21 protein-coding genes are annotated in these 24,302 nt (G+C 68.4%); 13 read left to right on the top strand and 8 right to left on the bottom strand.

Going from position 1 to position 24,302, the window contains the following annotated elements; all coding sequences use genetic code 11:
* Positions 1-281: 281 nt before the first annotated feature.
* Positions 282-2,183, bottom strand: a complete 1,902-nt coding sequence (locus OXG79_10675) for a hypothetical protein (GenBank protein ID MCY3784239.1) — start codon at positions 2,181-2,183, stop codon at positions 282-284.
* 229 nt (positions 2,184-2,412) lie between these two features.
* Here OXG79_10675 and OXG79_10680 point away from each other — a divergent pair, with 229 nt between their 5' ends.
* The 3 genes from OXG79_10680 to argS all read left to right on the top strand — a co-directional run bounded on the left by OXG79_10680 (position 2,413) and on the right by argS (position 5,947).
* A complete protein-coding gene (locus OXG79_10680) occupies positions 2,413-3,282 on the top strand; it encodes a carbon-nitrogen hydrolase (protein MCY3784240.1) in 870 nt (289 codons plus the stop codon).
* On the top strand, positions 3,266-4,129 hold the full coding sequence (locus tag OXG79_10685) for an NAD+ synthase (GenBank protein MCY3784241.1): 864 nt from the start codon (positions 3,266-3,268) through the stop codon (positions 4,127-4,129). Before OXG79_10680 ends, OXG79_10685 begins: the two co-directional genes overlap by 17 nt.
* Before the next feature lie 156 nt (positions 4,130-4,285).
* Positions 4,286-5,947 carry an arginine--tRNA ligase gene (gene argS, locus OXG79_10690; protein MCY3784242.1) on the top strand — a complete coding sequence of 554 codons (1,662 nt, stop codon included), beginning with the start codon at positions 4,286-4,288 and terminating at the stop codon, positions 5,945-5,947.
* 65 nt (positions 5,948-6,012) lie between these two features.
* On the opposite strand, the gene OXG79_10695 is transcribed toward argS, so the two are convergent.
* Together OXG79_10695 and OXG79_10700 are read right to left on the bottom strand one after the other, a co-directional pair.
* On the bottom strand, positions 6,013-7,101 hold the full coding sequence (locus OXG79_10695) for a hypothetical protein (GenBank protein MCY3784243.1): 1,089 nt from the start codon (positions 7,099-7,101) through the stop codon (positions 6,013-6,015).
* Positions 7,091-8,884 carry a hypothetical protein gene (locus tag OXG79_10700; protein MCY3784244.1) on the bottom strand — a complete coding sequence of 598 codons (1,794 nt, stop codon included), beginning with the start codon at positions 8,882-8,884 and terminating at the stop codon, positions 7,091-7,093. The genes OXG79_10695 and OXG79_10700 overlap by 11 nt, the downstream gene beginning before the upstream one ends.
* Positions 8,885-9,380: 496 nt before the next feature.
* On the opposite strand from OXG79_10700, the gene OXG79_10705 reads away from it, so the two are divergent.
* Positions 9,381-10,100, top strand: coding sequence for a hypothetical protein (locus OXG79_10705; GenBank protein ID MCY3784245.1), 720 nt, complete (start codon positions 9,381-9,383; stop codon positions 10,098-10,100).
* A gap of 79 nt (positions 10,101-10,179) precedes the next feature.
* On the opposite strand, the gene OXG79_10710 is transcribed toward OXG79_10705, so the two are convergent.
* Together OXG79_10710 and uvrB are read right to left on the bottom strand one after the other, a co-directional pair.
* Complete coding sequence (locus OXG79_10710; GenBank protein MCY3784246.1) at positions 10,180-11,112, bottom strand: DNA adenine methylase; 933 nt, start codon at positions 11,110-11,112, stop codon at positions 10,180-10,182.
* Positions 11,113-11,320: 208 nt separating this feature from the next.
* On the bottom strand, positions 11,321-13,357 hold the full coding sequence (gene uvrB / locus OXG79_10715; GenBank protein ID MCY3784247.1) for an excinuclease ABC subunit UvrB: 2,037 nt from the start codon (positions 13,355-13,357) through the stop codon (positions 11,321-11,323).
* A gap of 62 nt (positions 13,358-13,419) precedes the next feature.
* Here uvrB and OXG79_10720 point away from each other — a divergent pair, with 62 nt between their 5' ends.
* Complete coding sequence (locus OXG79_10720) at positions 13,420-14,277, top strand: hypothetical protein (protein ID MCY3784248.1); 858 nt, start codon at positions 13,420-13,422, stop codon at positions 14,275-14,277.
* A gap of 54 nt (positions 14,278-14,331) precedes the next feature.
* On the opposite strand, the gene OXG79_10725 is transcribed toward OXG79_10720, so the two are convergent.
* Positions 14,332-14,646 (bottom strand): transcriptional regulator, encoded by a 315-nt coding sequence (locus tag OXG79_10725; protein MCY3784249.1) that lies wholly within the window; start codon positions 14,644-14,646, stop codon positions 14,332-14,334.
* Positions 14,643-15,278 carry a hypothetical protein gene (locus tag OXG79_10730; GenBank protein MCY3784250.1) on the bottom strand — a complete coding sequence of 212 codons (636 nt, stop codon included), beginning with the start codon at positions 15,276-15,278 and terminating at the stop codon, positions 14,643-14,645. The genes OXG79_10725 and OXG79_10730 overlap by 4 nt, the downstream gene beginning before the upstream one ends.
* 185 nt (positions 15,279-15,463) lie before the next feature.
* Between OXG79_10730 and OXG79_10735 the strand changes: the two genes are divergently transcribed.
* Both OXG79_10735 and OXG79_10740 read left to right on the top strand, forming a co-directional pair.
* Complete coding sequence (locus OXG79_10735) at positions 15,464-16,045, top strand: ATP-binding protein (GenBank protein MCY3784251.1); 582 nt, start codon at positions 15,464-15,466, stop codon at positions 16,043-16,045.
* Between the two features lie 210 nt (positions 16,046-16,255).
* Positions 16,256-16,798: a 2'-5' RNA ligase family protein gene (locus OXG79_10740; protein ID MCY3784252.1), complete on the top strand. Its 543-nt coding sequence runs from the start codon at positions 16,256-16,258 to the stop codon at positions 16,796-16,798.
* Positions 16,799-16,957: 159 nt separating this feature from the next.
* Here the strand turns inward: OXG79_10740 and OXG79_10745 are convergent, their stop codons facing one another.
* Positions 16,958-18,100 (bottom strand): aminotransferase class V-fold PLP-dependent enzyme, encoded by a 1,143-nt coding sequence (locus OXG79_10745; protein MCY3784253.1) that lies wholly within the window; start codon positions 18,098-18,100, stop codon positions 16,958-16,960.
* A gap of 180 nt (positions 18,101-18,280) precedes the next feature.
* Between OXG79_10745 and OXG79_10750 the strand changes: the two genes are divergently transcribed.
* The 6 genes from OXG79_10750 to OXG79_10775 all read left to right on the top strand — a co-directional run bounded on the left by OXG79_10750 (position 18,281) and on the right by OXG79_10775 (position 24,301).
* Positions 18,281-19,399, top strand: a complete 1,119-nt coding sequence (locus OXG79_10750) for an aminotransferase class V-fold PLP-dependent enzyme (GenBank protein ID MCY3784254.1) — start codon at positions 18,281-18,283, stop codon at positions 19,397-19,399.
* Positions 19,400-19,786: 387 nt separating this feature from the next.
* On the top strand, positions 19,787-21,301 hold the full coding sequence (gene trpE / locus OXG79_10755; protein ID MCY3784255.1) for an anthranilate synthase component I: 1,515 nt from the start codon (positions 19,787-19,789) through the stop codon (positions 21,299-21,301).
* A complete protein-coding gene (locus OXG79_10760) occupies positions 21,276-21,866 on the top strand; it encodes an aminodeoxychorismate/anthranilate synthase component II (GenBank protein MCY3784256.1) in 591 nt (196 codons plus the stop codon). Before trpE ends, OXG79_10760 begins: the two co-directional genes overlap by 26 nt.
* Complete coding sequence (gene trpD, locus OXG79_10765) at positions 21,863-22,888, top strand: anthranilate phosphoribosyltransferase (GenBank protein ID MCY3784257.1); 1,026 nt, start codon at positions 21,863-21,865, stop codon at positions 22,886-22,888. The genes OXG79_10760 and trpD overlap by 4 nt, the downstream gene beginning before the upstream one ends.
* A complete protein-coding gene (trpC, locus tag OXG79_10770; GenBank protein ID MCY3784258.1) occupies positions 22,889-23,677 on the top strand; it encodes an indole-3-glycerol phosphate synthase TrpC in 789 nt (262 codons plus the stop codon).
* 3 nt (positions 23,678-23,680) lie between these two features.
* Complete coding sequence (locus tag OXG79_10775; protein MCY3784259.1) at positions 23,681-24,301, top strand: phosphoribosylanthranilate isomerase; 621 nt, start codon at positions 23,681-23,683, stop codon at positions 24,299-24,301.
* Position 24,302: the final 1 nt, after the last annotated feature.

Raw genomic sequence — 24,302 nt, forward strand, 5'->3', positions numbered from 1 at the left:
CGGAGGCGGGCGCCACGACGGCGCCCGCTGGGTTTCTGCCTCCCAGAGCCCGCGCGTGGTTTGCCAGCAAACCGTAGCGGTCGAATTTAGGCGCGACGGCCAGGACCGTCAAACCCGTGGAGGGCGTGACGACGGCATCCTCGCGGCAGGCTGGAGCGTCCGTGAGACAGGCGCTGGGGGCGCAGGCCGAGCCTATGGGTCAGCCGGCGCCCGCGGCAGACCGGCGGGGCGTGCCGCCCCGCCGGTCCGGCCGTCGAACGCGGCCTAAAGTCGCGCCTCGCCTAGCCCGCCGGCGCCGGTGTGCTTGGTGACGGGGAGGGTTTCGGCATGTTCCGCAGCGCCGTGTAGGCCGGGCGCGGATTCAGATTGCTGTCCACGATTCCAAAGGCCCACTTCTCGTCGCTCGAGTCCACGACCTGCTGGAAGTTCAAGTTCCAGACGAACATGTGCGTCACATAGGGCGCTTCCGCCCGCACCTTGGCGTAGGCGCGGACAAGGTAGTTCGCCTGATCCTGCTCAGTGTTGCAGTTCGCGTACTCGTAGCCCGGCGCCGGGTTCGGAGACGTGGCCCAGCCAAACTCGGTGAGCCAGAGCGTCTTATGCCGAAACGCCGGACCCGCCGCGATCATGTCGGCGTACAGCTGCTCGTAGCGGGTGAAGAAGAAGCTGTCGTGGGTCGACCAGCCGCCGTTGCACTTGGCGCGGCTCGCCGCCGGGTTATTGATCGTGTCGTCCGGCGCGTTCGGCCCGCCGTTGGGATGCACGCCGAGGAACTCGAAGTAGTTGGCGACCTCACCGCCGTTCGCGGCCCACAGGCGCCGCAGGTAGTCGCGGTCGTCGATGGCGGTCGGCGTGTTGCCCGCCGGCGTCATCGCGCCTAGACCCACGAGGGCATCCGGATCGCCGCGCTTGGCGCCGATGTAGCCGTGCTTCACCAACTCGAGGAATTCGAGATGGGCGGTGTTGTTGGGGTCTGCGGGTCGCAGCGAGGGCCATTCACGCTGCAAGTTGGCTTCGTTCCACAGCTCGTAGGCCTGCACCCGTCCCTTGTAGCGGGAGGCCAGCTCACGCATGAAGCGGCCGAAGGTTGCCGGGTCAATGGGCGGCCCGTGACCGGGCGGTGACCCCGCCGGCTTGAGGCACGCGGGCGCCTTCACCACGCTGAGCAGGATGTTGAGGCCGTTGCCCCGCATCGTGTTGACGAACCGGTCCAAGTCATCCCAGAACCATTGACTGGGGGGGCGCTCGCGACAGTCCGGCAGGTAGACGTCAATTTCCTCCCACGGCACCTGCTGCTTCACCCAGCCGAAGCCGGCGCCGGTGACCAGATTGGCCAACTGCTGGTCGTCGGATCGGCGGAACTCGCCCTGCATGCCGTAGCCGCGGAGTCCCTGCGGCAGCACCATGGGGTCCGGGACCTGGCCCGAGGCCTGGGCGAACGACACCGGGCGCTTGGCGTCCTGGGGAATGATGATGCCGTTGAGCTTCTTGATCTGGTCCGGCACGTTGAGCAGGTGTGGGACGCCCACCCTGGTCCCGGGCGCCTGCACGTTGAAGATTCGCCAGACCGCCCGCTGCGCCCGCAGGACTTGCGCGCCCTGCGGGTTGCCGTTGATCTCCTGCTCCTCGTAGGCAATCGGCAAGCCATAGAGATCGATCCAATTCGACTTTTCGAGGAATTTGGCCTTGAGGACCGGGTTGGCGTCCAACAGCCGCAGGTGGTTATCGATGATCTGCGAGAAGCTCGCCCCTTCATCCTCCGGCAGCACCCGATGCGCCGGCACGCCGGGCAGGTTCACCCCGAACCGGTTCGCCAACAGGTCCATGGAGTTGAGGTATGCGAACTGGCTACAGCCACCCCGGTTGGCGTAATCCGGCCGGAACTGCAGCATCACTTTTTGCAGGGGAAAGACTTGAAACCCGCTGAACTCGAATTGCTGGCCGATCGGGTAGCCGACGTCCTGAAGGTCAAGCGTGCGCACGCACGAGTACCAGTCGATCCCGCCGGTGTCGACGACTGGAAAGCCGTCGCTGGGGTCCGGCGTGTCGCCGCCGGTGATGGTGTAGAGGCAGCCGCCCTCGATCGGGGTGCCTTGGTGGGAATCGCAGCCGATGGCCTGGACGGAGGTGACCGCTCCAGCGACCAACAGGCTGACGATGGCTATGACGAACCACTTACGCATGCGCGGAACTCCTTGGAGGCAGACGCTACGACGGCGCCCGCTGGGTTTCTGCCTCCCAGAGCCCGAACGTGGTTCGCCGCCAAACCGTAACGCTTGAATTTAGGCCCGACGGCATTGCCCGTCAACTCTTGGAGTGGCTCGTCGATCCCCGGCCGCCGACGCGGCCCGGCGCGGACGCATCGGCGCAGTGGCTAGACTGACGCCACGCCGGTTACCGGAAGGGGCGCCTGTGCGAGATCTGCGGGTGGCGCTGGCGCAAATCCGCCCCCGCCTGGGCGACGTGGCGCACAATCTGGCCACCCATCTCGACTACGCCGATCGCGCCGTGCAGGCCGGCTGCCACATCGTCGTATTCCCGGAGCAGTCCCTGACGGGATACTTCCTCAGCGACCTGGTTGCCGAGGTCGCCGTCCCCCGTGACGACGCCAGTCTCGCGCCGCTCCTGGATGCCAGCCGCGACATCGACATCGTCTTTGGATTCGTTGAGCGCACGGCCGACCACCGCTTCGTCCCGGCGGCGGCGTTCGCCTCAGGCGGCCGACTATTGCACGTCCACCAGAAGGTCTATTTGGTGACCTATGGCCTGTTCGACGAGGCGCGCGACTTGGCGCCCGGCCGGCACGTGCGGGCCTTCGACACAGCGCATGGGCGGCAGGCCATGCTGATCTGTGAGGATCTATGGCATCCGACCAGCGCGGCGCTGGCGGCGGCCGACGGCGCGGACGTGATCTTCGGCCTATCCAGCAGTCCCGGCCGTGGCGTGGGTGGCGGCGCGAGCGAGCTGGGAAGCGCCGAAACCTGGCACGCGCTGAATCGCCTCTACGCCCAGATGCTCGTCTGCTACATGGTGCACGTGAACCGCGTGGGGTTCGAGGATGGGGTGAACTTTTGGGGCGGATCGGAAGTCGTGGCGCCGGACGGCGCCTGCCTGGCGCGAGCCCCCGATTTCGAGGAGGCGTTGGTCGTGGCCGATCTTCCCGATAGCCGGCTGCGGCGTCAGCGCACTCGCCTGCCGCTGCGCCGGGACGAGAACCTCGAGCTGGTGAGCCGCGAGTTTGCGCGCATCGCCGCGGAGCGCCGCGATGGCATCAATAGCTGAAACGTCCCTCCAACGTCGGGCGCGTGACGGATTGCGGTTGGATACCGCGCTCGCCGAGCAGGTGCTGGTGCGTTTCATCGCCGACGCGATTTCGAAGTTCGGCTTCACGCGAGCCGTGGTGAACACCTCAGGCGGCATCGACTCGGCCCTGACCTGCGCCCTCGCGGCCCGCGCGCTGGGACCGGACAACGTGCTGGCGCTCATGCTGCCCTACCGCACCAGCAATCCTGCGAGCCGGCGAGACGCCGAAACGCTGGCGCAGGCGCTCGGAGTCGAAACCCAGGTCATCGACGTCAGCCACGCGGTCGACGGCTACCTGGACGAGCTCGACGACGACACCACGCCGGTGCGGCGGGGAAACGTGATGTCTCGGACGCGCATGATCGCCGCCTACGATCAGTCCCTGGCGTTCGACGCGCTGGTGGTGGGCACCAGCAACAAGACGGAACTGCTGCTGGGCTACGGCACGCTGCACGGGGACATGGCCAGCGCCGTCAATCCCATCGGCGACCTCTACAAGACCCAGGTGCGCCAGCTGGCGGCGGCGCTGGAGCTTCCGGCGTCGATCCTGGAAAAGCCGCCGTCCGCGGACCTCTGGCAGGGCCAGTCCGACGAGGACGAGCTGGGGTTCACCTACGAATTGGCCGATGAGGTGCTCTATCTGCTCGTCGACGAGTGGCACACGGTGGACGAGATCGCCGCGGGCGGCTACGACGCCGCGTTGGCGGGGGAAATCCGCCGACGCGTGCAGCAAACCCAGTTCAAGCGACGCCCGCCCGTGATCGCCAAGCTCTCCGACCGGACGATCGATCGAGATTTCCGCTATCCGCGCGACTGGGGACGCTAGGGAGGGTCTGAGCAAGGCAGTTGGCTTTACACCAATACGTTCGCCCTGAGCTTGTCGAAGGGGTTGTCGAACGGATCGGCGAGCCACGCCCGCGGCCCGTTCGTATACTCGCGGAGCACCGCGCCGGGCGACTGCCCCACATCGCGCGATTCTCCTGTGTCTGAATTCGACCTGCGTGAGCGCTTGGCGGCGCTCCTGCAACGCGCCCTCGACGCCGCGCTGACGGACGGCGCGCTGCCGCCGATGCCGACCCCCCAGATTGGGCTGGACCGTCGGGGAGACGAACTGGCCGACTACGCCAGCGCGGACGCGTTGCGCCTCGCGCGCGGAGCCAAGATGCCGCCGCGCGCCATCGCCGAGGCCATTGCCGCGCACGTCGCAGCCGATGCCGCCATTGCCGAGGTCACCGTCGCGGGGCCCGGATTCGTCAACATCCGCCTCGATGACGCGTGGGCACTGGACCAGATCGAGGCGATCGTGAACGCCGGACCGGCCTTCGGACCGGCGCCGGTCGCCGAGCCCCAGCGCATTCAAGTCGAGTATCTGAGCGCCAATCCCACCGGCCCGCTCACGGTGGGCGCCGGGCGCATCGGCGTGGTGGGCGACGCCATTGCCCGCATGCTGGCAGCGCGCGGGCATGACGTGACGCGCGAATATTATGTCAATGACGCCGGGCGTCAGATCGAGCTTCTTGGCCAAACCGTCCACCATCACTACGCCGCGGCCCTCGGCGCGACCCGGCCCTTCCCCGAGGACGGCTATCGGGGCGCCTACGTCGCGGAGTGGGGCCAGTCCATTGCCGCCGAGGACGGCGACCGCTGGCTCGACCTGCAACGGCGTGAGGACATTGAGGCGTTCGAGCAGCGATCCGTCGCCATCGCGCTCACCTCGATCCAGCACGACCTTGCCGACCTCGAGATCGATTTCGACGAGTGGTATTCCGAGCGTGAGATGCGCGCCCGGGGCGAGGTCGAGGCCGCGCTGAAGACCCTGACTGACGCCGGACACGTGACGCACCGCGAGGGCGCCACCTGGTTCGTCGGCGGGGAGGGCACGGAGGACCGCGAAAACGTGCTGGTGCGGTCGCGCGGCGACCCCACCTACTTCGCCACCGACATCGCCTATCACCACGACAAGTTCCGCGCGCGGCGATTCGACCTCGTGATCAACATCTGGGGCGCCGACCACCAGGGTCACGTCCCGCGCATGAAAGCCGCCATGGAGGCGCTGGGCATCGATCCCGCGCGGCTCGAAATCCTGGTGGCGCAGATGGTCGGGGTGCGCAGCGGCGACGGCCTGGCGCGCGCCGGCAAGCGCAGCGGGCGCTTTGTCACGCTGCGCGAGGTGCTCGACGAGGTCGGCCCCGCCGCCACGCGGTTTTTCTTCCTCTCAAAGGCGATCGACAGCCAGATGGAGTTCGACCTGGAGCTGGCCAAGCGCGAGGACCCCGAGAATCCGATCTACTACATCCAGATGGCGCACGCGCGCTGCGCGGGCATCCAGCGGTCGGCGGCCGAGAGTCCCTCCGGCGCGACGCCCGACCTCTCACGCTTGGGCGCGCCTGAAGCGGCCCTGGTCCGCCACCTGCTGGCCTATCCCGAGGTGACGGTGGACGCGTCGGACTCGCGCGAGCCGCACCGCATCGCGCACTACCTGCTGGAACTCGCCCGCGCGTTTCACTCGTACTACAACGATCACCGCGTGGTGAGCGACGACGCCGTGCTGACGGCCGCCCGGCTGCGCCTGGTCGCCGCCGTGCGGCAAGTCGTGGCGAACGGCTTGGAACTGCTGGGCATCGACGCGCCGGAGCGAATGTAGGGGCGGTTCGCGAACCGCCCGTTCAGACCTTTTCGGAGTCAACGAGCCGACGCGGGTCTTGCGGGCTACGCGATCGCCTCGCAGTTGGCCGCGGGCACCGTCACCGTGCCTCCCTGCGCTCGCTGCACCCGCACGCAGATAGCCGGCGACCCGGACGGCGCGCGCGCCTCGTCCGGCGCCGGACCCACCATCACTCCTTCTTCGCCGGCATCCGGTCCGGCCACGATGCGCACCGGCAATCCATCGGCCCTCAGCTCCTCGGCCAGGGCCTCGGACGGCCCAGGGGGCAGCAGCACCTCGGACTCGCCGGGCTGCCGGCTGCCAACCACCGACACCACCTCGTCGGCGCTGGCGCGGAACAGGCGCTGCAGCGCGCGCGGCATGCGGGTGTGGCCAAAGCCCTCGGTCAGCAGCGTCGGCACGGGCGGCGTAAGGGGCGCTGAAGACGGCAACGGAAGCCCAACAATCGTTGGGGCCAGCGCCAACTCGGAGAGCGTCGCATCGTCGGCCGACGGGGCGATGACCGCGGACACGCGGGCCTCGACGGCGCGCTGCATCCACTCGGTGCGGAGCGGGTCGGGCGTGACGAGAATCTCGCCGATTTCGGCCAGCTCCTCGGGCCGATCGCCGGACTCGATGACGCGAAGCGGTCCGACGGCGCGACCACCCGCCCCCAGCGCCCCCGCAATGGCCAGCCCCTGCCCTTCGATCACGATCGACTCGCCCGGCGTGACGCTGACGACGGTCCCGGCCAGGCGGCAATGCAAGGCCACCTCGCGCACCTCGCGCACGAACACGGCCACCCCGGTGCGCGGACTCACGCTGGCGATCATGCCCCGGGACGGCGCCCGCCACTCCCGAGCGATGCCCATCCGGCCCATCGACTCGGCCAGCAAGGTGTCCTCTTCAACGATTTCGGCGCGGCTCACCTTGAGCAAGCCCGGCACTTCATCCAGCTGCGCGTTCAGCAGCCGGGGCAGATCGACCACCGTCACCCCGGTGCGCATGCGACCGCGGCCCCAGACTTGGCCCATCACCACGTCGTCACCCTCGTGGACGAGGATTCGGCCCGAGCTCGGGAGAACGTGCCGGCGCCGGAGCGCACCGCTCCGCACGGTCCGCCGAATGGCGCGCCGGACGCGCTCAGCCTCCATGCGGCCTCGCCGAGGCGACCGCCGTCGCGGTGGGGGGAAAGGCGTCCATCGAGCGCAACCACTGCTGCAGGCGCGCCTGGCGCTCGTCCGGCTCGTCCGGCCATACCAACGGCCGCCCGCGTGCATCGACGATGAGTCCCACCAGGCCCGCTCCCACGTTGGCTTTCAGCCGCGCCGGGCGTCCGTTGCCCAAGCCCACGTCGAAGCGCGGCTGCGGCCAGATGCGAACTTCCGCCGGCACGCGCGCGTCCCACTGAATCACGTCAAGCGCGCCCGCGCTGACCTCGCGTTCGATGCGGGCCCCCGAACTCGGGCGCACGTCCACCAGCACAGCCGGCTCGCCGGCTTTCGCGCGACCTCGAGGCGCCACGCAGACGCCGAGCGGAACCAGGGTCGAGTCGAACGCCACGCGAGCCCCGGTGTGGGCTAGCGCGCCCTGCATGGCCAGACTCGACGTTGGATCGATCGCCAGCTGCGATACGCCCACGGGTTCCAGGATGTTCACCAGCAGCAGCGCGGCCTGCACCGACCGACCGGCGTCTCGCGCCGCGCGACCCGTGAGGACGATCACATCGAGCGCCTCGTGGTCGAGCGGACTCCGGCCGTCCTCGGAGGCGCGCAACGCCTGGCGCGCCGCGGCCGTGAACACGGCATGGGACAGCTGCAACTCGGCTGGGGTCGCCGCCACCGCCGCCGGGTGCGCCGACCGGTTCAAGGCCGTGAATCGCAGCGCCTGCGGAATCGGCTCCTCGGGCGCCCACTGCGCCACGCGCTCGATCGGCGTCTGCAGCGCGATGTGATAGGGACGCGCCAGATCGTGCCCTTGGCCCAGCCCGACGCTTACCCCCGATCCGGCCTGGAAGCCGACGATCGACACCTGGTCGTCGTCCAGCGACACCGCGGCCACCTCCAGGGACTGCTGCGTCGCCAGCTCCCGCACGGCTTCGCCCAATGCGACGGCGGTCGCATGCGCTGGGGCGTCGGCAACCTCCGCCGGCACGGTGCGTCCGGCGAAGCGGCGCGCCTTCACCGTCTGTTGCACGTCATCGAGCAGCGCGTTCGGTTCGGTCATGTCGAGCGGATCGTCCACGCCGCCGCCCTGCACCGACACCGCGTGGACCGGAAACGCCTGCCCGAGGCTGGTGAGCGCCCGGTCATCGAGCTCGCCCCCATAGAGGATGGCGATCACGGGCACATAGCTGGACTCGCGGCCCGCCAGCCCTCCGATCAGCAGATCGGCCATGTAGGCCAGGCCCTGTCCGTCGCGATCCTCCGTCAGCGCCACGACGACGACGCTGGGACGCTGCGTGGTGATGACGTCGACGGACGCCGGACCGTCAATTCGATCTCGAAACTCTCGCGCCGCGGTGGTGGCGCGACCGATGACGACGAACTCGCGCTCGGTCAGCGCCGCTTCGAGCGCGTCGAGATCGCGCGTGACCAGGTTGCTCACCACGAAACAGGACGGACCCGGAGCCAACCCTCGACCCACGGCCGCGGCGATGGGCGGCGTGCGCGGCTCTCCGTGCGGTCGCGCCGACGACTCGGGAATGGCGAAATAGGCCCCGGCCAGCGACTCGGCTTCCGCCACGGCCCGCTCGTAGCTCGGCGTGAGATCGAAGTGCGGCGCGTCCAGCGTGCTGGGCGCCCCGGCCACCGTGAGCAGCCGGTACGCGCCTTCGTGGCGGGCAAAGACCGCCACCCGCGTCTCCGCGCCGAGCTCGACCACCGAGACGCGATCGGAAGTGCTCGGCGCCGCCGCGCCGTCGCCGTTCAACTCCATGCGGCGAGCGTAGCAATTGGCCCCAGGCGGCTCCCGCCGTCATTCCGGCTCCGAATCCCTCTCCCTTGAGAGACCCCCGCGTAATCCTTCGTCATTCCCGCGGAAGGAGACCCTGGCGGAGATCTTCGTCATTCCCACGGAAGGAGGCCTTGGCGCAGTCCTTCGTCATTCCCGCGAAGGCGGGAATCCACCCTTGAAGGGACCTGGGGCCGGATACGATTGCCCGGTCATCCTCACTCTTGGCTGGAGCTTGCAAAGGTCTCCTTGGGGAGAGAGCCAGGGTGAGGCGACGCCCCGAGGTCAGTCCGGCTCCGGCTCCCTCTCCCGTGGAGAGAGGGCCGGGGTGAGGGGACGCCCTGCGGTTATTCCGGCGGAGAGCCTGCCCCCTACCTGATACCGAGCCGGAATCGAGCGTTTGCACATTCCCAACCCCACCGAAGTCCTACCATGGCCGCCAGGCATCACCGGAAACGGATGGGACGCGCCAGGCTCGACCATGAAGTCCATCTCGTTCCAATGGACCGACGGCGTCGCACCGTGGGAGGCCGAAACCGTCGTCTCCACCGTGGCGCACATTCAAGAGGTGATGCTGGTGCTCGGCCAGCGCGCCGGCCTGAGCCTCAATCGCGGCGAGCTGCGTCCATTCGGCACCTGGGTGATTCCCGGCATCCCGCGCGGATCCCCCTATTGGAGCACGCGCTGGTACGTCGACCAGAGCCTCGACAAAGCGACGGGCCAAATCTACGCGCCAAAGTTCATCAACGTCCTGCGCGACGAGCCCTGGCAGCAGGTCGGACCCCACTATGACGTGGCCATCGTGCACGCGGATCTGCTGGACGCCCCGGAACGCAACGCCGGCGGCACCAGCGATCCGCACGTCCTCGCGGCCACCGAGGCCGACCTGGCCGCGGTGCTCTCCGTGCACCGCCTCCGGCGCATTCCCGAGCATGACGATCGACGCATGGCCGTGCGCCGGCTCGCCACGCGCCGCTTCGGCCAGGTGCTCGACCTGCCCGGCCCGGACCGCGCGCAGGCGGTGGACCTGGTACAAGGCCACCGCGTCTGCACCAACGTCTGCGTCATGCGCGCCGCGCCGCGCCCCGAGGACATCCTCGAGCTCGCCCGCCAGGAGCATCGCTCCCGCATCGTCTTCTGCCGCGACTGCACCAACGACCTGCTCGACCACGTCGTCGCCACGCACTTCTCGCAGAACTGAGCGATTGGCGGCTAGGGCCGGTGGCCCACGCTGCGTGCCCGCACCGCCCAACCTGTCACTCCGAGCGCAGGCGAGGAGTCTAAGGCGCCGGAGTCAGGCACACCGCCCGTCGACGTGCCCGCGGGGCAGGGTGCGTGGAATCCCCAGCGAAGCTCAGCGGCCCCCGCGTAATCACTAACTCCCCAATCCGGTCATGGTGCGTGTTCTTCATCGTCACCTGGACCGCGTGGAAGCCGTGGCGGCGGACCAGGTCCGCGATTTCGGGTGCGTGGTCGTAGGTGAGCATGAACTCGGGCGCGGCGTCGGACAGCAACCGGAACAGCCGCGGATGGTCGATCTCGAAGTGCGTATAGAGCCGACGGCCCGCGCGTTTGCCGCCGGCCGAGTAGGGCGGATCGGCGAAGACCACCGAGCCCGGCATCCCGGCAAACTCTTCGAGCAACCGCATGCCGTCGGTTTCGCGAAAGTCGATCCGGTCCGCGTGCGCGCTGATCCGCTGTAGGCGGGTCACGATGGTGTCCGGGTACCAGCGAGACGCCAGCCCCTTACCGCTCTCGCCGGCACGGCTGAGCGACGCGCCAGGCGCCAGGATGCCGCCGCGGCGGGTGCGGTTGAGCACCAGCGTGCGGAGGCCGCGCTCCAACGGCTCGTCCGGCTGGGTCCGCGCCAGCGCTTCCACGGCCTCGCGCGTGGGCTCGAATGCTTGAATCCGCTCGCACAGCTCGGGACCGTGATACAGGGCAGCCTTCCAGAAGGCCGCCACGTCAGGATCAAGCTCGGCCACCAGACAGCGTTCGACCAGGCCCTCCATCACCGCCGTTAGCGAGACGATGGCCCCGCCGCCGAACGGCTCGATCAGCAGTCTGGGCTTGGGGTCTAGTCCCCCGAGCCAGGCGCGGATGTGCGGCACCAGCCAGGTCTTGCCGCCGGGATAGCGCAATGGGCTGCGCTGGGGCACCGACGCCACGTTGGCGGCGGGGATGGGGGAGTGGGGGAAGTCAAACGCTGGCATTGGGACTAGGCGTGCCTCCCGCCGTCCGTGTTGCCGGATCCATTCCTGCGGTCCACGCACGCCGGTGGCGGCCACAAATCCGTTCGTCCTGAGCTTGTCGAAGGACGTGGTTCGACTGGCTCACCACGAACGGAGACGGTCACGACTAACACCGGAGCCGGCATTCCGTCATACGTGCATCTCTGAGCAAGGCTCGCGGACATGGGAACTACGCCTTCGCCGCTTCCAGGTCCTCGCGAAGCTCGCGGATGCGGTCGCGGAACTGGGCGGCCTTCTCGAACTCGAGCGCCTCGGCGGCCAGGCGCATCTTGGCTTCGAGCTGCTTGATGTGCGCGGCCAGCTCCGCCCGGCTCATGGCGTCGACGCGGCGGAAGCCGAGCTCATAGGCCGGCGCTTCCTCGGCGGCCCGCGGCAGCGCCTCGGCCTCCACCCGGTCGGTGAGGTCGCGCAGCCCCTTGATCACCGACTGCGGCGTGATGCCGTGCTCGGCGTTGTATTGAACCTGCAAGCTGCGACGGCGATAGGTTTCGTCGATGGCCCGCTGCATGCTCGCGGTCACAATGTCCGCGTACATGATCACGCGCCCGTTCAGATGCCGCGCGGCGCGGCCGATGGTCTGGATGAGCGACGTATCGGCACGCAGGAATCCCTCTTTGTCGGCGTCGAGAATCGCGACCAACGACACCTCCGGCAGATCGAGCCCCTCGCGCAGCAGGTTGATCCCCACCACCACGTCGTAAACCCCGCGCCGCAGCTCGCTGAGAATCGTGACCCGGTCCAGCGTGTCGATCTCCGAGTGCAGGTAGTGCACCTTGATGCCGATCTCCGCCAGGTACTCGGCCAGGTCTTCGGCCATGCGCTTGGTGAGCGTGGTGCAGAGCACGCGCTCGCCGACCCGCACCCGCTTGTTGATCTCGCCGATCAGGTCGTCGATCTGCCCCTCGGTGGGCCGCACCTCGATGGCCGGATCGACCAGGCCGGTGGGCCGTACGATCTGCTCCACGACCTGCTCGCTGTGCTCGTATTCATAGGGACCGGGCGTGGCCGACATGAACACGGCCGACCGCATGTAAGTCTCGAACTCCTCGAAGGCCAGCGGGCGGTTGTCGAACGCCGACGGCATCCGAAAGCCGTAGTCGACCAGCGATTGTTTGCGGCTGCGGTCGCCGGCCAGCATGCCGCGCACCTGCGGCAGCGTGACGTGCGACTCGTCGACCACCAGCACGAAGTCGTCGGGGAGGTAGTCCAGCAGCACCCAGGGCGGCTGGCCGGGACGCCGGCCGCTCAGGTGGCGGCTGTAGTTCTCGATGCCAAAGCACATGCCCGTCTCGCGCAGCATCTCCAGGTCGAAGTTGGTGCGCTGGCGCAGCCGGGCCGCCTCCAGTACCTTGCCGCGCTCGTCCAGCTGGACCGCGTACTCGCCGAGCTCGTCCTCGATGGCGCTGAGGGCTCCGTTGAGTCGCTCAGCCGGCGTGACGTAGAACCGCGCCGGGTAGATGGTGACCGACTCCAGCTCCTCGAGGATCTCGCCCGTCAGCGGCTCGATTTTGGCGATGCGCTCCAGCTCCTCGTCGAAGAACTCGCAGCGCAGCACGAAGTCGTCGTACGCCGGGTGGATCTCCACCACGTCGCCGCGCACGCGGAAGCGCCCGCGCTGGAAGCCGGCGTCATTGCGCTGGTACTGCATGCCCACGAGCCGCCGCAGAAACCGTTGCCGGTCGTACCTCTCGCCCACCGTGAGCGCCAGGCTCACCTGGCCGTAGTCCTCGGGCGAGCCGATGCCGTAGATACACGAGACCGTGGCGACGATGATCACGTCGCGCCGCTCGAAGAGCGACCGCGTGGCCGAGAGCCGCAGCTTGTCGATCTCCCAGTTGATGTCGGTCTCTTTCTCGATGTACGTGTCGGTTCGCGGCACATACGCCTCGGGCTGGTAGTAGTCGTAGTAGCTGACGAAGTATTCGACCGCGTTGTGCGGAAAAAACTCGGACAGCTCGGTGGTCAACTGGGCGGCCAGCGTCTTGTTGTGCGCCAGCACCAGCGCCGGCCGCTGCGCGTCGTTGATAACGTTGGCGATGGTGAAGGTCTTGCCCGACCCGGTCACGCCCAGCAGCGTCTGGCAGCGGTAACCGGTGTCAAGGCCGTCCACGAGCTGCGCCACGGCCTTGGGCTGGTCGCCCGCGGGTGCATAGGGCGCTTCGAGCCGGAAGCCGGCGGGGACGCCGGTGCGGGGCGTGGTTGCCATAGGTCGTGAGCGGGAGAAGCGGGGTCAATTCTAGGATGCATGCGCGGCGCTCAGAGCCCGACGTGAGCCGACCGTCGTCGGCCCTGGACTATCGCGCCGTGCCATCTCCGGCCGGCGACTCGACGCTGGCTGACGTGGTGCGGCGGCTGGCGGCTCGTTCGGCAGCGCAGGGCGTCGCCTTATGCGGGTCGGGTCGGGACCAAACGCTGACGCCGGTAAGCGACATCGACCTGCTGATCGTGGTCGACGAGGCCCACGCCTACCTGCGCTCCGGCGTGACTCAGGTCGATGGCCGCATGGGCGACCTGATGTTCGCCACGACGCGCGAGATCGCGGAAATCGCCACCGCCGAGTCCGCGCTGGATGCCGGCACATGGGTGGGAATGATCGCCTCGCACCTAGAGCGCGCCGAGATCCTGTTTGACCGCGACGGGTCGCTCGCGAGGGCGCAGATCCAGATTCGCCGGTGCGAGCTGGCTCCAGGCGCGGCGCCGGGCGCGGCCTACCGCGCGTGGAACAAGATCAACTACGACCGGCAGCACAACCGCCGCATGCTCGCGTCCGACGACCCCGGCGTCGCCGCGGCGCTCGACGTGCGACTGCAATACGGGCTCAGCGACGTCATTTCGGGCTACTTCGCGACCCGCGGGCTGCCCTGGCAGGGCGAGAAGGCCGCCGTGCGTTACCTACGCGACCACGATTCCGCGTTTCTGACGCTGTTCCAGCAGGCCCTATCCGAGAACGACCGGCGCGCGAAGTTCGACCTTTACGAGCGGCTCTGCCTGATGGCCACGGCGCCGGTCGGTGGACTCTGGCCGGATGGGGCCACCAGCGCGCACCTGCGCGATCCCGCCGCGGCGTCGCCCGAAGCCCACGCCGAAGCGACGGCGTTCATCGCGTCCCTGTTCGAGGACGGCTGAGCGTGGACCGCATGCATCACCGTCTGCGACCGCCTGTGAACTTGTGCCACAGGGCTAGCGATGCAGCTGCCCGTTCAGCGCCCGCTCCAGATTGGCTAGGTATTCAGCGAAGGCACGGCGGCCCGCCTGCGTCGCCTGCACCCACGTTCGCGGCTTGGCTCCGACGAACTCCTTCGTGAGGACGAGGTAGTCCGCGTCTTCGAGCTTGCGCAGATGGATGGTCAAGTTGCCGCCGGTGAGGCCGAGGGTCCGCTGGATGAATCCGTACGCGAGCCGGTCCGTCTCCGGCTGGCCGACCAGCAGCGTCATGATTCGCAGTCGCGTCGCCTGGTGGATCGTCTCGTTGAGGACGATCGCTGCGTCGGTCAAAGGACGCCGCTCTTGCGGACCCAGGCAAACCCCAGCGCCACCACGGCCAGCATCGCCGCTCCCGTAACCAACAGCGCCGCGTCACCCGCGAGATAGCTGGGCAGGTAGTACGCCGCCGCGAATCCCACGCCGACCGCCGCGATCGCGGGGCGGTGCATGATGCCGAACAACACGAGCCCCAGCGCCGCGATGCCGACGGCGACTCGCGGAATGGCTGCCCCGGCGTCGTCCGCCGTCCACAGTCCCGCTGCCGCCGGCACCAGAAACGCCGCGACCATCACTGCGAGCCAGAACAGGAATACCCGAATGCCAGCGCTCCGAGCGCCGTCGCCGACCGCGATCTCTCGGCCCGCGCGGTGCCCGATGAGGGCGCTGCCCACCATTCCAGCCGCCGCCAGCACGCCCCAAAGCGGTCCGGGATACCACGGGGTTCCGGCCGCGAATTCGGACGCCAGCGTCGCGATGGCGTACTGCGCGAATGCACCCACGGCGACGATGGCGCCCCAGAGAAGCAAGATCGTCGCCGTGCCGGCGACATACATGGAATTCCGGGCGCGATCCAAGGTCGCGTGGACGGCGCTCCAACTTTCGTCGGGCGTGAGAGCCGCCGTGTCCGGATCTGATCCTTGCATCGCCTGCCTCCCTGTCCTGCCGGGTCGTATCCCGGGATAAAGTTTGTAACACAAACTAGTTTATCGAACCAGACGGAGCGTTGCAAGCGGCTTGGCGTCGCCGTTTCCGGGATGCCACCCTCCTGCCAACCGGTCGAGCAAGGCAGCCGCCAATGAAACCCGCGTCAAGGCATTCCCGGTTGCCGGTGCTGCTGATCGTCAACGGCTACGCGGCGTCGGCGAAAACAACCCTCGCGCGGGCGTTGTCCCGCGAGTTGCGCTGGCCGCTGGTCGTCAAGGATGAATTCAAGGAACTGCTGTTCGACCGGCTCGGCGCCATCGACTACCAGGAATCCAAGCGGCTCGGGGCTGCGGCTATCGACGTGATGTTCAGCGTGGCTCGCGAGCTATTGGTCTCTGGAACCTCGGTCATCATCGAATCACCACTAATCCCGGCTTACGACAACGCCCGCCTCCGTGCGCTGGAGCGCGACGCCGACTTCCTGACCGTCCAGGTCGTGCTCACGGGCGATCCCGACGTGCTCTTCGAGCGCTACCGGTCGCGCGCCGAGCGCGGCGAGCGGCACCCGAGCCACTTCGACCACGACCGCCTGGCGGACATGCACGCGATGCTGCATTCGCCGTTCGAGTCGCTCACGGTCTCCGGCGAGACCCTCCATTTCGACACGACGAGCCTCTCCGACGAGACGATCGCCGAGATGCAGCGGCAGACCATGGTGGTCATCGACGAGCTGTCCGTCACAACCGATCCACGATCCGGAGAGTGAGCGTGAGAGGGTCCCCGGTGGCCCGCGCTGCGTGCAGCGCGGGACCGGTCGCGGTTGACATTCCCAGGCTGCGAGCAGCCTGGGCCACCGGGCAGAATGGGCATCGCGTCGCTAGTCGGGTCGGCTCACCACGTTCCGGAGTGTCATTTGCCTGGACGGTCTCCTCGCCCTGACAGGTTCGGATACACGGGCTACGGCGTCGCCATCGTGATGCCGGAGAACGTTCGCCAGGAAGTCGCCAAGGTACGCGAGCAACCGGGCCTCCCCGCCTCGACCACGCCTCCCCATGTCACCGTGAAAGGAACCTTTGCCGATCCAACCGACCTGGCAGAGGTAATCGAGATCACGTCCGCCGCCGCCGCGGACACGACGCCATTCGCGGTGGAGTTTGGCGACCTGACGCTCTGGGATGCGCATGACCGGCGAATCCTCGTCGTATCCGTAAAGCGGTCGCCCGAGCTGGATCGCCTGCATCGAAGGCTGATGTGCGGAATCGGTCCCATTTCGACCAGCGTGTATCTCCCCGATCGCCCTGAGCCCGTCGAAGGCTTTCGGTTTCACCTGACGCTTTACCAGGGTGCGGACGAATTGAGCCACGCCCGCGGAATGCAAGCGGCCCGAGACCTCAGCTTGCCGGCACGCGTCGAGGCAAGCGGCATGAGCCTCTTCGCCCGCGTGAATCGCCCTGCCGGTCACGAATGGCGACAACTCCAGGACTTTCCGTTCGCGACGCATCGACCATGCGGCGTGTGAGCGCGCGGCCGGAATCGTTGAGAGATTAGTTCTAATCCGAAGTTAAACCCCGAACACGCCAAAAAACTCCGAATCTCCAGATTGGCGGCGGCACGGCGTGCACCCGCCCCGAGCGGTCTAGTTGCTCGTCGTTGCCGATTTGAGCCGGAATTCAGGCGGTTATTGGCCGGTCTCCAGCAGAACCTCACGCAGCCGACTCCCGATGATCTCCGGCTCGCCGGGCTGGAGGTTGGCGGAGTAGGCCTCGAGCTGATTCCGCGCCGGGTCGACGCGAACGTAGATGGCCGGCTCACCGGCCAGCAGCGCGTCGCCGACCACCTGGGCGTCGGCTCCGGTCCAGTCGGGCTCGAATCCGACCACCGCCGTCGGCACGAAGAAGCGGTCGTCGTCGAACTCCACCGTCGCGCGCACGCCGTCGATCTCGCCCACGTCGTCGACGATGATCTCGACCAGGTCGCGCATCTCCCGCAGCATCTCGTCCTCGTCCGAGTCCATGTAGCTGCGCAGCGCCGCGTATAGGCCCACCATCTCCTCCTTGGCCACCTTGGACGGTCGGCCAATGGCGTGGTTGGGGCTGCTGTTCAGGTGCGCCGCCTCGATGAGATCCGCGCGGCCGTAGAGCAGCCCGGTGGCCTGCGGGCCGCGGATCACTTTGCCGCCGCTCATGGTGACCAAGTCGGCGCCGTCGCGGATGAAACGCGTCAGGTTTTCGCGCGGCGGCACCGTCATGGCCGCATCCACGATCACCGGAACGCCGCGCGCGTGGGCAATCTCGGCCACCTGAGGGAGCGTCAATCCGCCGCGCGGATTCCCCGGCGCGAACAGGAACGCCACCGCGGCCGTGCGGTCGCTGAGCGCGGCATCCAGCTCCTCGGGCAGGCACGACGACACGTTGCCCACCTCTACGATCCGCGCGCCGGTGAAGCCGTACATGTGGCTGTAGGGACCGCGATGGATCTTCTGGATGACCATCTCGTCCTTGAGACCGGTCGTGTCCGGCAGGCGTCGGATGGCCGCCAGGTCCGTGCCCGTCATGCACGCGGCCAGCGAGAGCACCATCCCGGCGGCGGCCCCGGCCACCACCATGCCGGCCTCGGCCTCGGTGACCTCGGCAATGTATGCGCCGATGCGGCGGTTGAGCGTCTCCACCGAAACGAACGCCCGTCCCGCCTCGGCCATCGCCGCGATAGTCTCCGGCCGCATCAGCGAACCGCCGTAGTTCGTCGTGGGTCCACCGGCGTGGATCACCAGCGGCACGCCCAGCTCGTCGTAGACGCGATTCGACGGTCGCGTGGCCTTCATGAATCTGCCCAAGAACCTGCTTTGTGCGTGTATAGCACGCTGACTCCGCCGCCGAGCGGCTATGCTTCACGGCACGCATGCGTCAGGCCAAATGAACAACCCACCGAGCGATCCGCGGGCGCGGAGGCGCCCGGTACACCTCCGCGCCGTATTGACTGCTTACGCCTTGGCGGCTTCGGCATGAGCCGCCCGCGGCTGATGATCCCAGGTCCGATCGACCTCGAGCCAGAGGTGCTGGAAGCACTGTCCGAACAGGTAGTTCCGCACTACGGTGACGCCTGGGTGGCGGCCTACCGGCACGTGCGGGAGAACCTTCTGGCCATTGGCGAGAGCGAGGGCGACGCGTTCGTGCTCGCCGGCACCGGCATCGTGGGCATCGACGCCGCCATCGGGACGGCGGTGCCCACGGGCGGCCAATTGATCGTTGTGGACAACGGCTTCTTCTCCGGTCGCATGTGCGAGGTCGCGGACGGCTATGGCATCACCACCCACGTCTTGCGCACCGAACGCGGCAGACCCGTGAGGCCGGATGAGCTGGCGGCATTCATGCAGGCGCACCCGGAAGCCAGGGTCGTGGGATTGACCCATGGCGAGACGGCGACCGGCGTGCTCAACGACCTGGAATCTCTCGGCGGCGTGGTGGCGGATGCGGGCCGCTTCCTCATCGTCGACGCGGTGTCCACCTTCGGCGCGGCGCGCCTAGCCGTGGACGCCTGGGACGTCAGCATCTGCTGCACCGCCTCGCAGAAGGCCCTGGAATCGCCGCCGGGCGCGGCGCCCGTGATCGTGAATGCGCAAGCCTGGGACTTCCTGGACTCGAGCGGTGCCGCGAATCACGGGCTTTACAGCGACCTGCGCGTCTGGCGCCGCTACGCCGCCGAGATGGCGGAGTTCCATCCCCAGCCGGCCACGATGCCGGTCAACGTCATCGCCGCGCTCACCGTCGCCACCGACCGCATCCTTGCCGATGGACTCGAACGGCGCTATCGGCGCTATCGGGAGATTGCCGCCCGGGTGCGCGCGCGGGCGCGCGCCGCCGGCTATGAGCCGCTGGCGGCGGACGAGTGGGCCTCGCCCACGGTCACGGCCCTGCGCCCGCCGCCGGGCCTCGCGGCGGACGACGTCGTGGCGGCTGTGCGTGACCGAGCCAACATTCAACTCGGCAGCGGTATCGCGGAGCTCGCCGGAGAGGTGTTCCGCGTGGGGCACATGGGGCTCTCGACCACGGATGCCTATCTCGACGACCTGTTCGGCGTGCTCGATACCCTGTCAAACGCGCAGGAGCGCGCGGCGTCCTAAGCGCCCCGCCGCGCCGGGCAAATTGCGGAAAAAGGCATTGACACGCGCCAATGGCCCGCCGTAGGCTCGCGATTGCTGGAAAGGCTGTGACTGGGACGAGTACCCGTCAGAAGCCGCGTTAGAGAGCCGGACCTCGCGCTGCAAGTCCGGTCGCGGCGACGACGGCGAATGGCCCCACGAGCCGCGGACCCAACGGGCAACGCCCAAGTAGGCTCCGCCGGAGGCCCTCCGTTAGCACAGGGCAGGATATCGAGCGCAAGCTCCGTATCTGGAAGAAGGGGCGCCTTGCGCGCCCGAAGCAGGGTGGCACCGCGAAGGCACGAGCCTCTCGCCCCTCAGGCGAGAGGTTTTTTTGTGCCCTGCGTCGGGGCCGAAAGGAGGGGTCGGATGGGCATGACACAACTGGTGGACGCGCGCACGGATCAGCGCGCGTGGGCCCTCGACCAGCTCGCCCACGGCCGCGCGGTCCCAATCTTCGACGAAATCCCCGGCGACCTGGACACACCGGTCTCGGTGTTCCTCAAGCTGCGAACCGGCGACCCCGCCTTCCTCCTCGAAAGCGTGGAAGGCGGCGAGCAGGTGGCGCGCTACTCGTTCGTCGGCGCGCGGCCGGCGCGGAGCCTCAGCTTCCGCGACGGCGAGGCGACCTTCATCGACGCCGGCGGCAAGGCGCGCACCGAGACCTACACCGATCCGCTCGACCTGGTGGCGCAGTTGTTGCACGCGGCCGATGTCACGCCCAATCCAGAGTTGCCCCGCTTTCAAGGCGGCGCGGTCGGCTACCTGGCCTACGACGCCGCGGCCAACTTCGAGCGCCTGCCCATACCTGCAACCGACCCGCTGGGCGTGCCCGACGGCATGTTCATGCTGTGCGAGGAGCTGGTGATCTTCGATCACGTCCGCGACGTGATGCGGCTGGTCACGGTCGCGCGTCCGCATCCCGACCCAACTGCTGGGTATGCCGCGGCGCGGGACCGGCTTGCAGAGCTGGCCGAACGCATCGCCGGCCCCACGCCGATCCCGCCGTTGAGCGCCGCGTCGCCGGTCAACGGCCGCGTCGACCTGAGCATGTCCAAGGGCGAGTTCATGCGGGCCGTCGAGCGGGCGAAGGAATACATCTCCGCGGGGGACATCATCCAGACGGTGCCGTCGCTGCGCCTCAGCCGAAAGCTCAGCGTGGACCCCATCGAGGTCTACCGCGCCCTGCGGCGCATCAACCCGTCGCCGTACATGTTCTACCTGGACTTCGGCGACATGCAGCTCGCGGGGGCGTCGCCCGAGATGATGGTGCGCTACGAGGACGGCCAGGTGCGCACACGTCCCATCGCGGGAACTCGACCCCGAGGCGAGGATCCGGAGGCCGACGCGGAGTTGGCGCGCGAGCTCATCGCGGACCCGAAGGAGCGCGCCGAGCACGTGATGCTTGTCGACTTGGGCCGCAACGACGTCGGGCGCGTGTCAGAGGCGGGCTCGGTTGATGTCGACAACTTCATGAGCATCGAGCGCTACTCGCACGTCATGCACATCGTGAGCGACGTGACCGGCACGCTCGAACCCGGACGCACGGGACTGGACGCATTGCGCGCCTGTTTCCCGGCCGGAACGCTCTCCGGCGCGCCCAAGATCCGGGCCATGGAGATCATTGCCGAGTTGGAGAACCTGCGGCGCGGTCCCTACGGCGGCGCCGTGGGATACGTGAGCTACTCGGGAGACCTGGACACGGCCATCACCATTCGAACCATGGTCGTCCGCGATGGCATGGCGCATGTGCAGGCCGGCGCCGGAATCGTGGCGGACTCCGTGCCGGAGCTCGAGTACCACGAGTGCCTCAACAAGGCGCGGGCGTTGCTGCGGGCGATCGAGATCGCCGAGGAGGCTGGCCATGCTGCTCGTACTCGATAACTACGACTCGTTCACCTACAACCTGGTGCAGTTCCTCAGCGTGATCACGGACGACATCGAGGTCCACCGCAACGACGCGCTGACGGTGGCCGACATCGAGGCGAAAGCCCCCGAGGCGATCGTGGTCTCTCCGGGCCCCTGCACGCCGGACGAGGCCGGCATTTCGGTGGACCTCATCGCCACCCTGGGGCCGCGCATCCCCACGCTCGGGGTGTGCCTGGGCCACCAGTCGGTCGGAGCGGCGTTTGGGGGACGCATCGTGCGGGCGCCGGAGCTGATGCACGGCAAGACCTCGCCCATCCATCACCACGGCGACGAGCTGTTCGAGGGCTTGCCGGACCCGTTCACCGCCACCCGCTACCACTCGCTCATCATCGAGGCGGCGAGCCTGCCGGACGTGCTGCAAGTTACGGCTCGCACTCCGGATGGGACTATCATGGGCGTGCGGCATCAGACCCACCCGATATTCGGCGTGCAGTTTCACCCGGAGTCGATTCTCACGACGGTGGGGCCCGACTTGCTCCGAAACTTCGTCAAGCTGGCCGGCATGCGGACACTCTCATGATCGTCGGCGCGATTCAGACCGTGGTCGAGGGGCGTTCGCTGGCGCGCGACACGGCGCGCGAGGTAATGGAATCCATCCTCACCGGACAGGTCACACCCGCCCAGTTCGGCGCACTGGTCACGGCCTTGCGCCTCAAGGGCGAGTCGGCGGATGAGATCGCCGGCTTCTTGGAGAGCATGCGAACCCATGCCACGCGGGTGGACCTGGGCGACCTGGCCGCCGTGGACGCCTGCGGCACCGGCGGCCGCGGGGTCAGCTGGTTCAACGTGACGACCACCGCCGCGCTGGTTGCCGCCGGCGCGGGGGCGAAAGTCGCCAAGCATGGCAACCGGTCGTTCACTCGCAAGAGCGGCAGCGCCGACGCATTCGAAGCCCTCGGCGTGCAGCTGGCGGTTCCTCCGGCGGTTGTGGCCCAATGCGTGCGCGAAGCCGGGATCGGGTTCATGTTCGCCCAGGCCTTTCACCCCAGCATGAAGTTCGCGGCGCCGCTGCGCCGCGAGATCGGCATCCGCACGATGTTCAACGTGCTGGGCCCATTGACGAATCCCGCCGGCGTGCGACGACAGCTCCTGGGCACGGCCAGTCCCGCGTTGGCGGCGACTATGGCGGACGCGCTGCAGAAAATGGGCGCCGTCCGCGTGCTGGTAGTCGCCGGCCATGGGGGCATGGACGAAATCACGCTCGATGGCCCCACCCAGGTGACCGAACTACGCGATGGCACAGTTACGTCGTACACCGTCGGCGCCGAGGATCTGGGCTTGGCGGCCGGTGAAGCGGCAAGCGTGGCCGGCGGCACGCCCGACGAAAACGCCGTAACCATCCGCGGCATCCTCGACGGCGCCGACCGCGGGCCGCGTCGCGACCTGGCGGTCGCCAACGCGGCCGGCGTGTTGCTGGCCGCCGGGGTTGCCGATTCGTGGCGCGACGGCGTGGAACGCGCGTCCGCCGCCATCGACGGCGGCGCGGCGGCGGCGAGCCTGGAACGCATGATCGCCATCACGAACAGCGCGTCCGGCAGCTAGATGACGATTCTGGACGAGATCGTCGAGCACAAGCGCCGCGAGGTTGCGCAAGCGGCCTCGGACTTGCCATTTGCCGAAATGCGGCGCCGCGGCGAGACTCCGCGCCCACGACGCTCGCTGTGGCATGCCCTGGACGTCGACGCGGTCGTCGTGATCGCCGAGATCAAGCGCGCGTCGCCGACGGCCGGAGTGTTCGCGGAGGACTTGGACCCGGCGGCCCAGGCCGTGAAATACGCGGACAGCGGGGCAGCCGCCATCTCGGTGCTCACCGACCAGGCGTACTTTCGCGGATCGCTGCGCGACCTCGAGCAGGCCCGCGACGCCTGCGAGCTGCCGGTGATCCGCAAGGAGTTCATCGTCGACGCGTACCAGATCTACGAGTCGGCAGCGGCCAACGCCGACGCCGTGCTCCTCATCGTCGGCCTGACGCCCGAGCAGGACTTGGACGAAGACCTGGCGCTGGTGCATGAGCTTGGGATGGAAGCGCTGGTCGAGGCGCACGTGGAAGAGGAAGTGGAGCAGGCCCTGGTTGCCGGCGCCCGCATCGTGGGCATCAACAATCGGGACTTGCGTTCGTTCAAGACTGATCTCGCCGTCACCGAGCGCCTTTGCGCCATGATTCCGGACGACATCACCATCGTGAGCGAGAGCGGCGTGCGAACCCCGGCCGACGTGCGGCGGCTGGCCGACAGCGGCGTGAGCGCCGTACTCGTCGGCGAGTCGATCGTGACGGCGCCCGACGCGAGCCGCCAGCTCCGGGAGCTGGTGGCTGCCGGAGCGGCGGCATAAGCCGTGCTGGTCAAGATTTGCGCGCTGCTGCAACCCGACGACGCGGCCGCCGCGGCGGCCGCGGGGGCCGACATGTTGGGCGTGATTTTCGCTCCCTCCTGGCGCCGGCGGACCGTGGCGGAGGCGCGGCGCATCTTCGACGCAGCGCCGGCCGGGCCTGAGCGCGTGGGCGTATTCGTCGATGCACCGTTGGCGGAGGTCGAGGAGATCGCCGACGCGTGCCAGCTAGACCGAATCCAGCTTGGCGGCAGTGAAGACCCGGACTATTGCGCCGCGCTGGGATCGCGTGCGGTCAAGACCCTGCGGCTGCCGCGCGACGAGGCCATCGTGGCCGACTTTGACGTGAAGCTCTTCCACTTCGACACCGCCCACGACACGCGAGCCGGAGGTACGGGCGAGTCGTGGGACTACGCCTCGGCACGATCCCTGGGCCGGAAGCATCCTGTGCTTCTTGCCGGAGGCCTGACGCCGGACAACGTGGCGACGGCCATCGCCGCCGCCCGGCCGTTGGGCGTGGACGTCGCCAGCGGCGTCGAGACCGATCGCGCCAAGGATCCGGACAAGATCGAAGCATTCGTTCAGCGCGCGCGCGAAGCCTTCGCGGCGCTGGAAATCGCCGCCTAGA

It is taken from the genome of Chloroflexota bacterium, from assembly GCA_026706485.1.
GTDB lineage: Bacteria > Chloroflexota > UBA11872 > UBA11872 > UBA11872 > JAJECS01.

Bases quoted from the DNA above. Each gene is read 5' to 3' on its own strand.
- OXG79_10710 (MCY3784246.1), bottom strand. From the start codon at position 11,112: ATGCCAGCGTTTGACTTCCCCCACTCCCCCATCCCCGCCGCCAACGTG.
- trpE (MCY3784255.1), top strand. From the start codon at position 19,787: ATGGGCATGACACAACTGGTGGACGCGCGCACGGATCAGCGCGCGTGG.
- OXG79_10730 (MCY3784250.1), bottom strand. From the start codon at position 15,278: ATGCAAGGATCAGATCCGGACACGGCGGCTCTCACGCCCGACGAAAGT.
- trpC (MCY3784258.1), top strand. From the start codon at position 22,889: ATGACGATTCTGGACGAGATCGTCGAGCACAAGCGCCGCGAGGTTGCG.
- OXG79_10705 (MCY3784245.1), top strand. From the start codon at position 9,381: ATGAAGTCCATCTCGTTCCAATGGACCGACGGCGTCGCACCGTGGGAG.
- OXG79_10750 (MCY3784254.1), top strand. From the start codon at position 18,281: ATGAGCCGCCCGCGGCTGATGATCCCAGGTCCGATCGACCTCGAGCCA.
- OXG79_10745 (MCY3784253.1), bottom strand. From the start codon at position 18,100: ATGAAGGCCACGCGACCGTCGAATCGCGTCTACGACGAGCTGGGCGTG.
- OXG79_10695 (MCY3784243.1), bottom strand. From the start codon at position 7,101: ATGGAGGCTGAGCGCGTCCGGCGCGCCATTCGGCGGACCGTGCGGAGC.
- uvrB (MCY3784247.1), bottom strand. From the start codon at position 13,357: ATGGCAACCACGCCCCGCACCGGCGTCCCCGCCGGCTTCCGGCTCGAA.
- OXG79_10685 (MCY3784241.1), top strand. From the start codon at position 3,266: ATGGCATCAATAGCTGAAACGTCCCTCCAACGTCGGGCGCGTGACGGA.
- trpD (MCY3784257.1), top strand. From the start codon at position 21,863: ATGATCGTCGGCGCGATTCAGACCGTGGTCGAGGGGCGTTCGCTGGCG.
- OXG79_10700 (MCY3784244.1), bottom strand. From the start codon at position 8,884: ATGGAGTTGAACGGCGACGGCGCGGCGGCGCCGAGCACTTCCGATCGC.
- OXG79_10675 (MCY3784239.1), bottom strand. From the start codon at position 2,183: ATGCGTAAGTGGTTCGTCATAGCCATCGTCAGCCTGTTGGTCGCTGGA.
- OXG79_10740 (MCY3784252.1), top strand. From the start codon at position 16,256: ATGCCGGAGAACGTTCGCCAGGAAGTCGCCAAGGTACGCGAGCAACCG.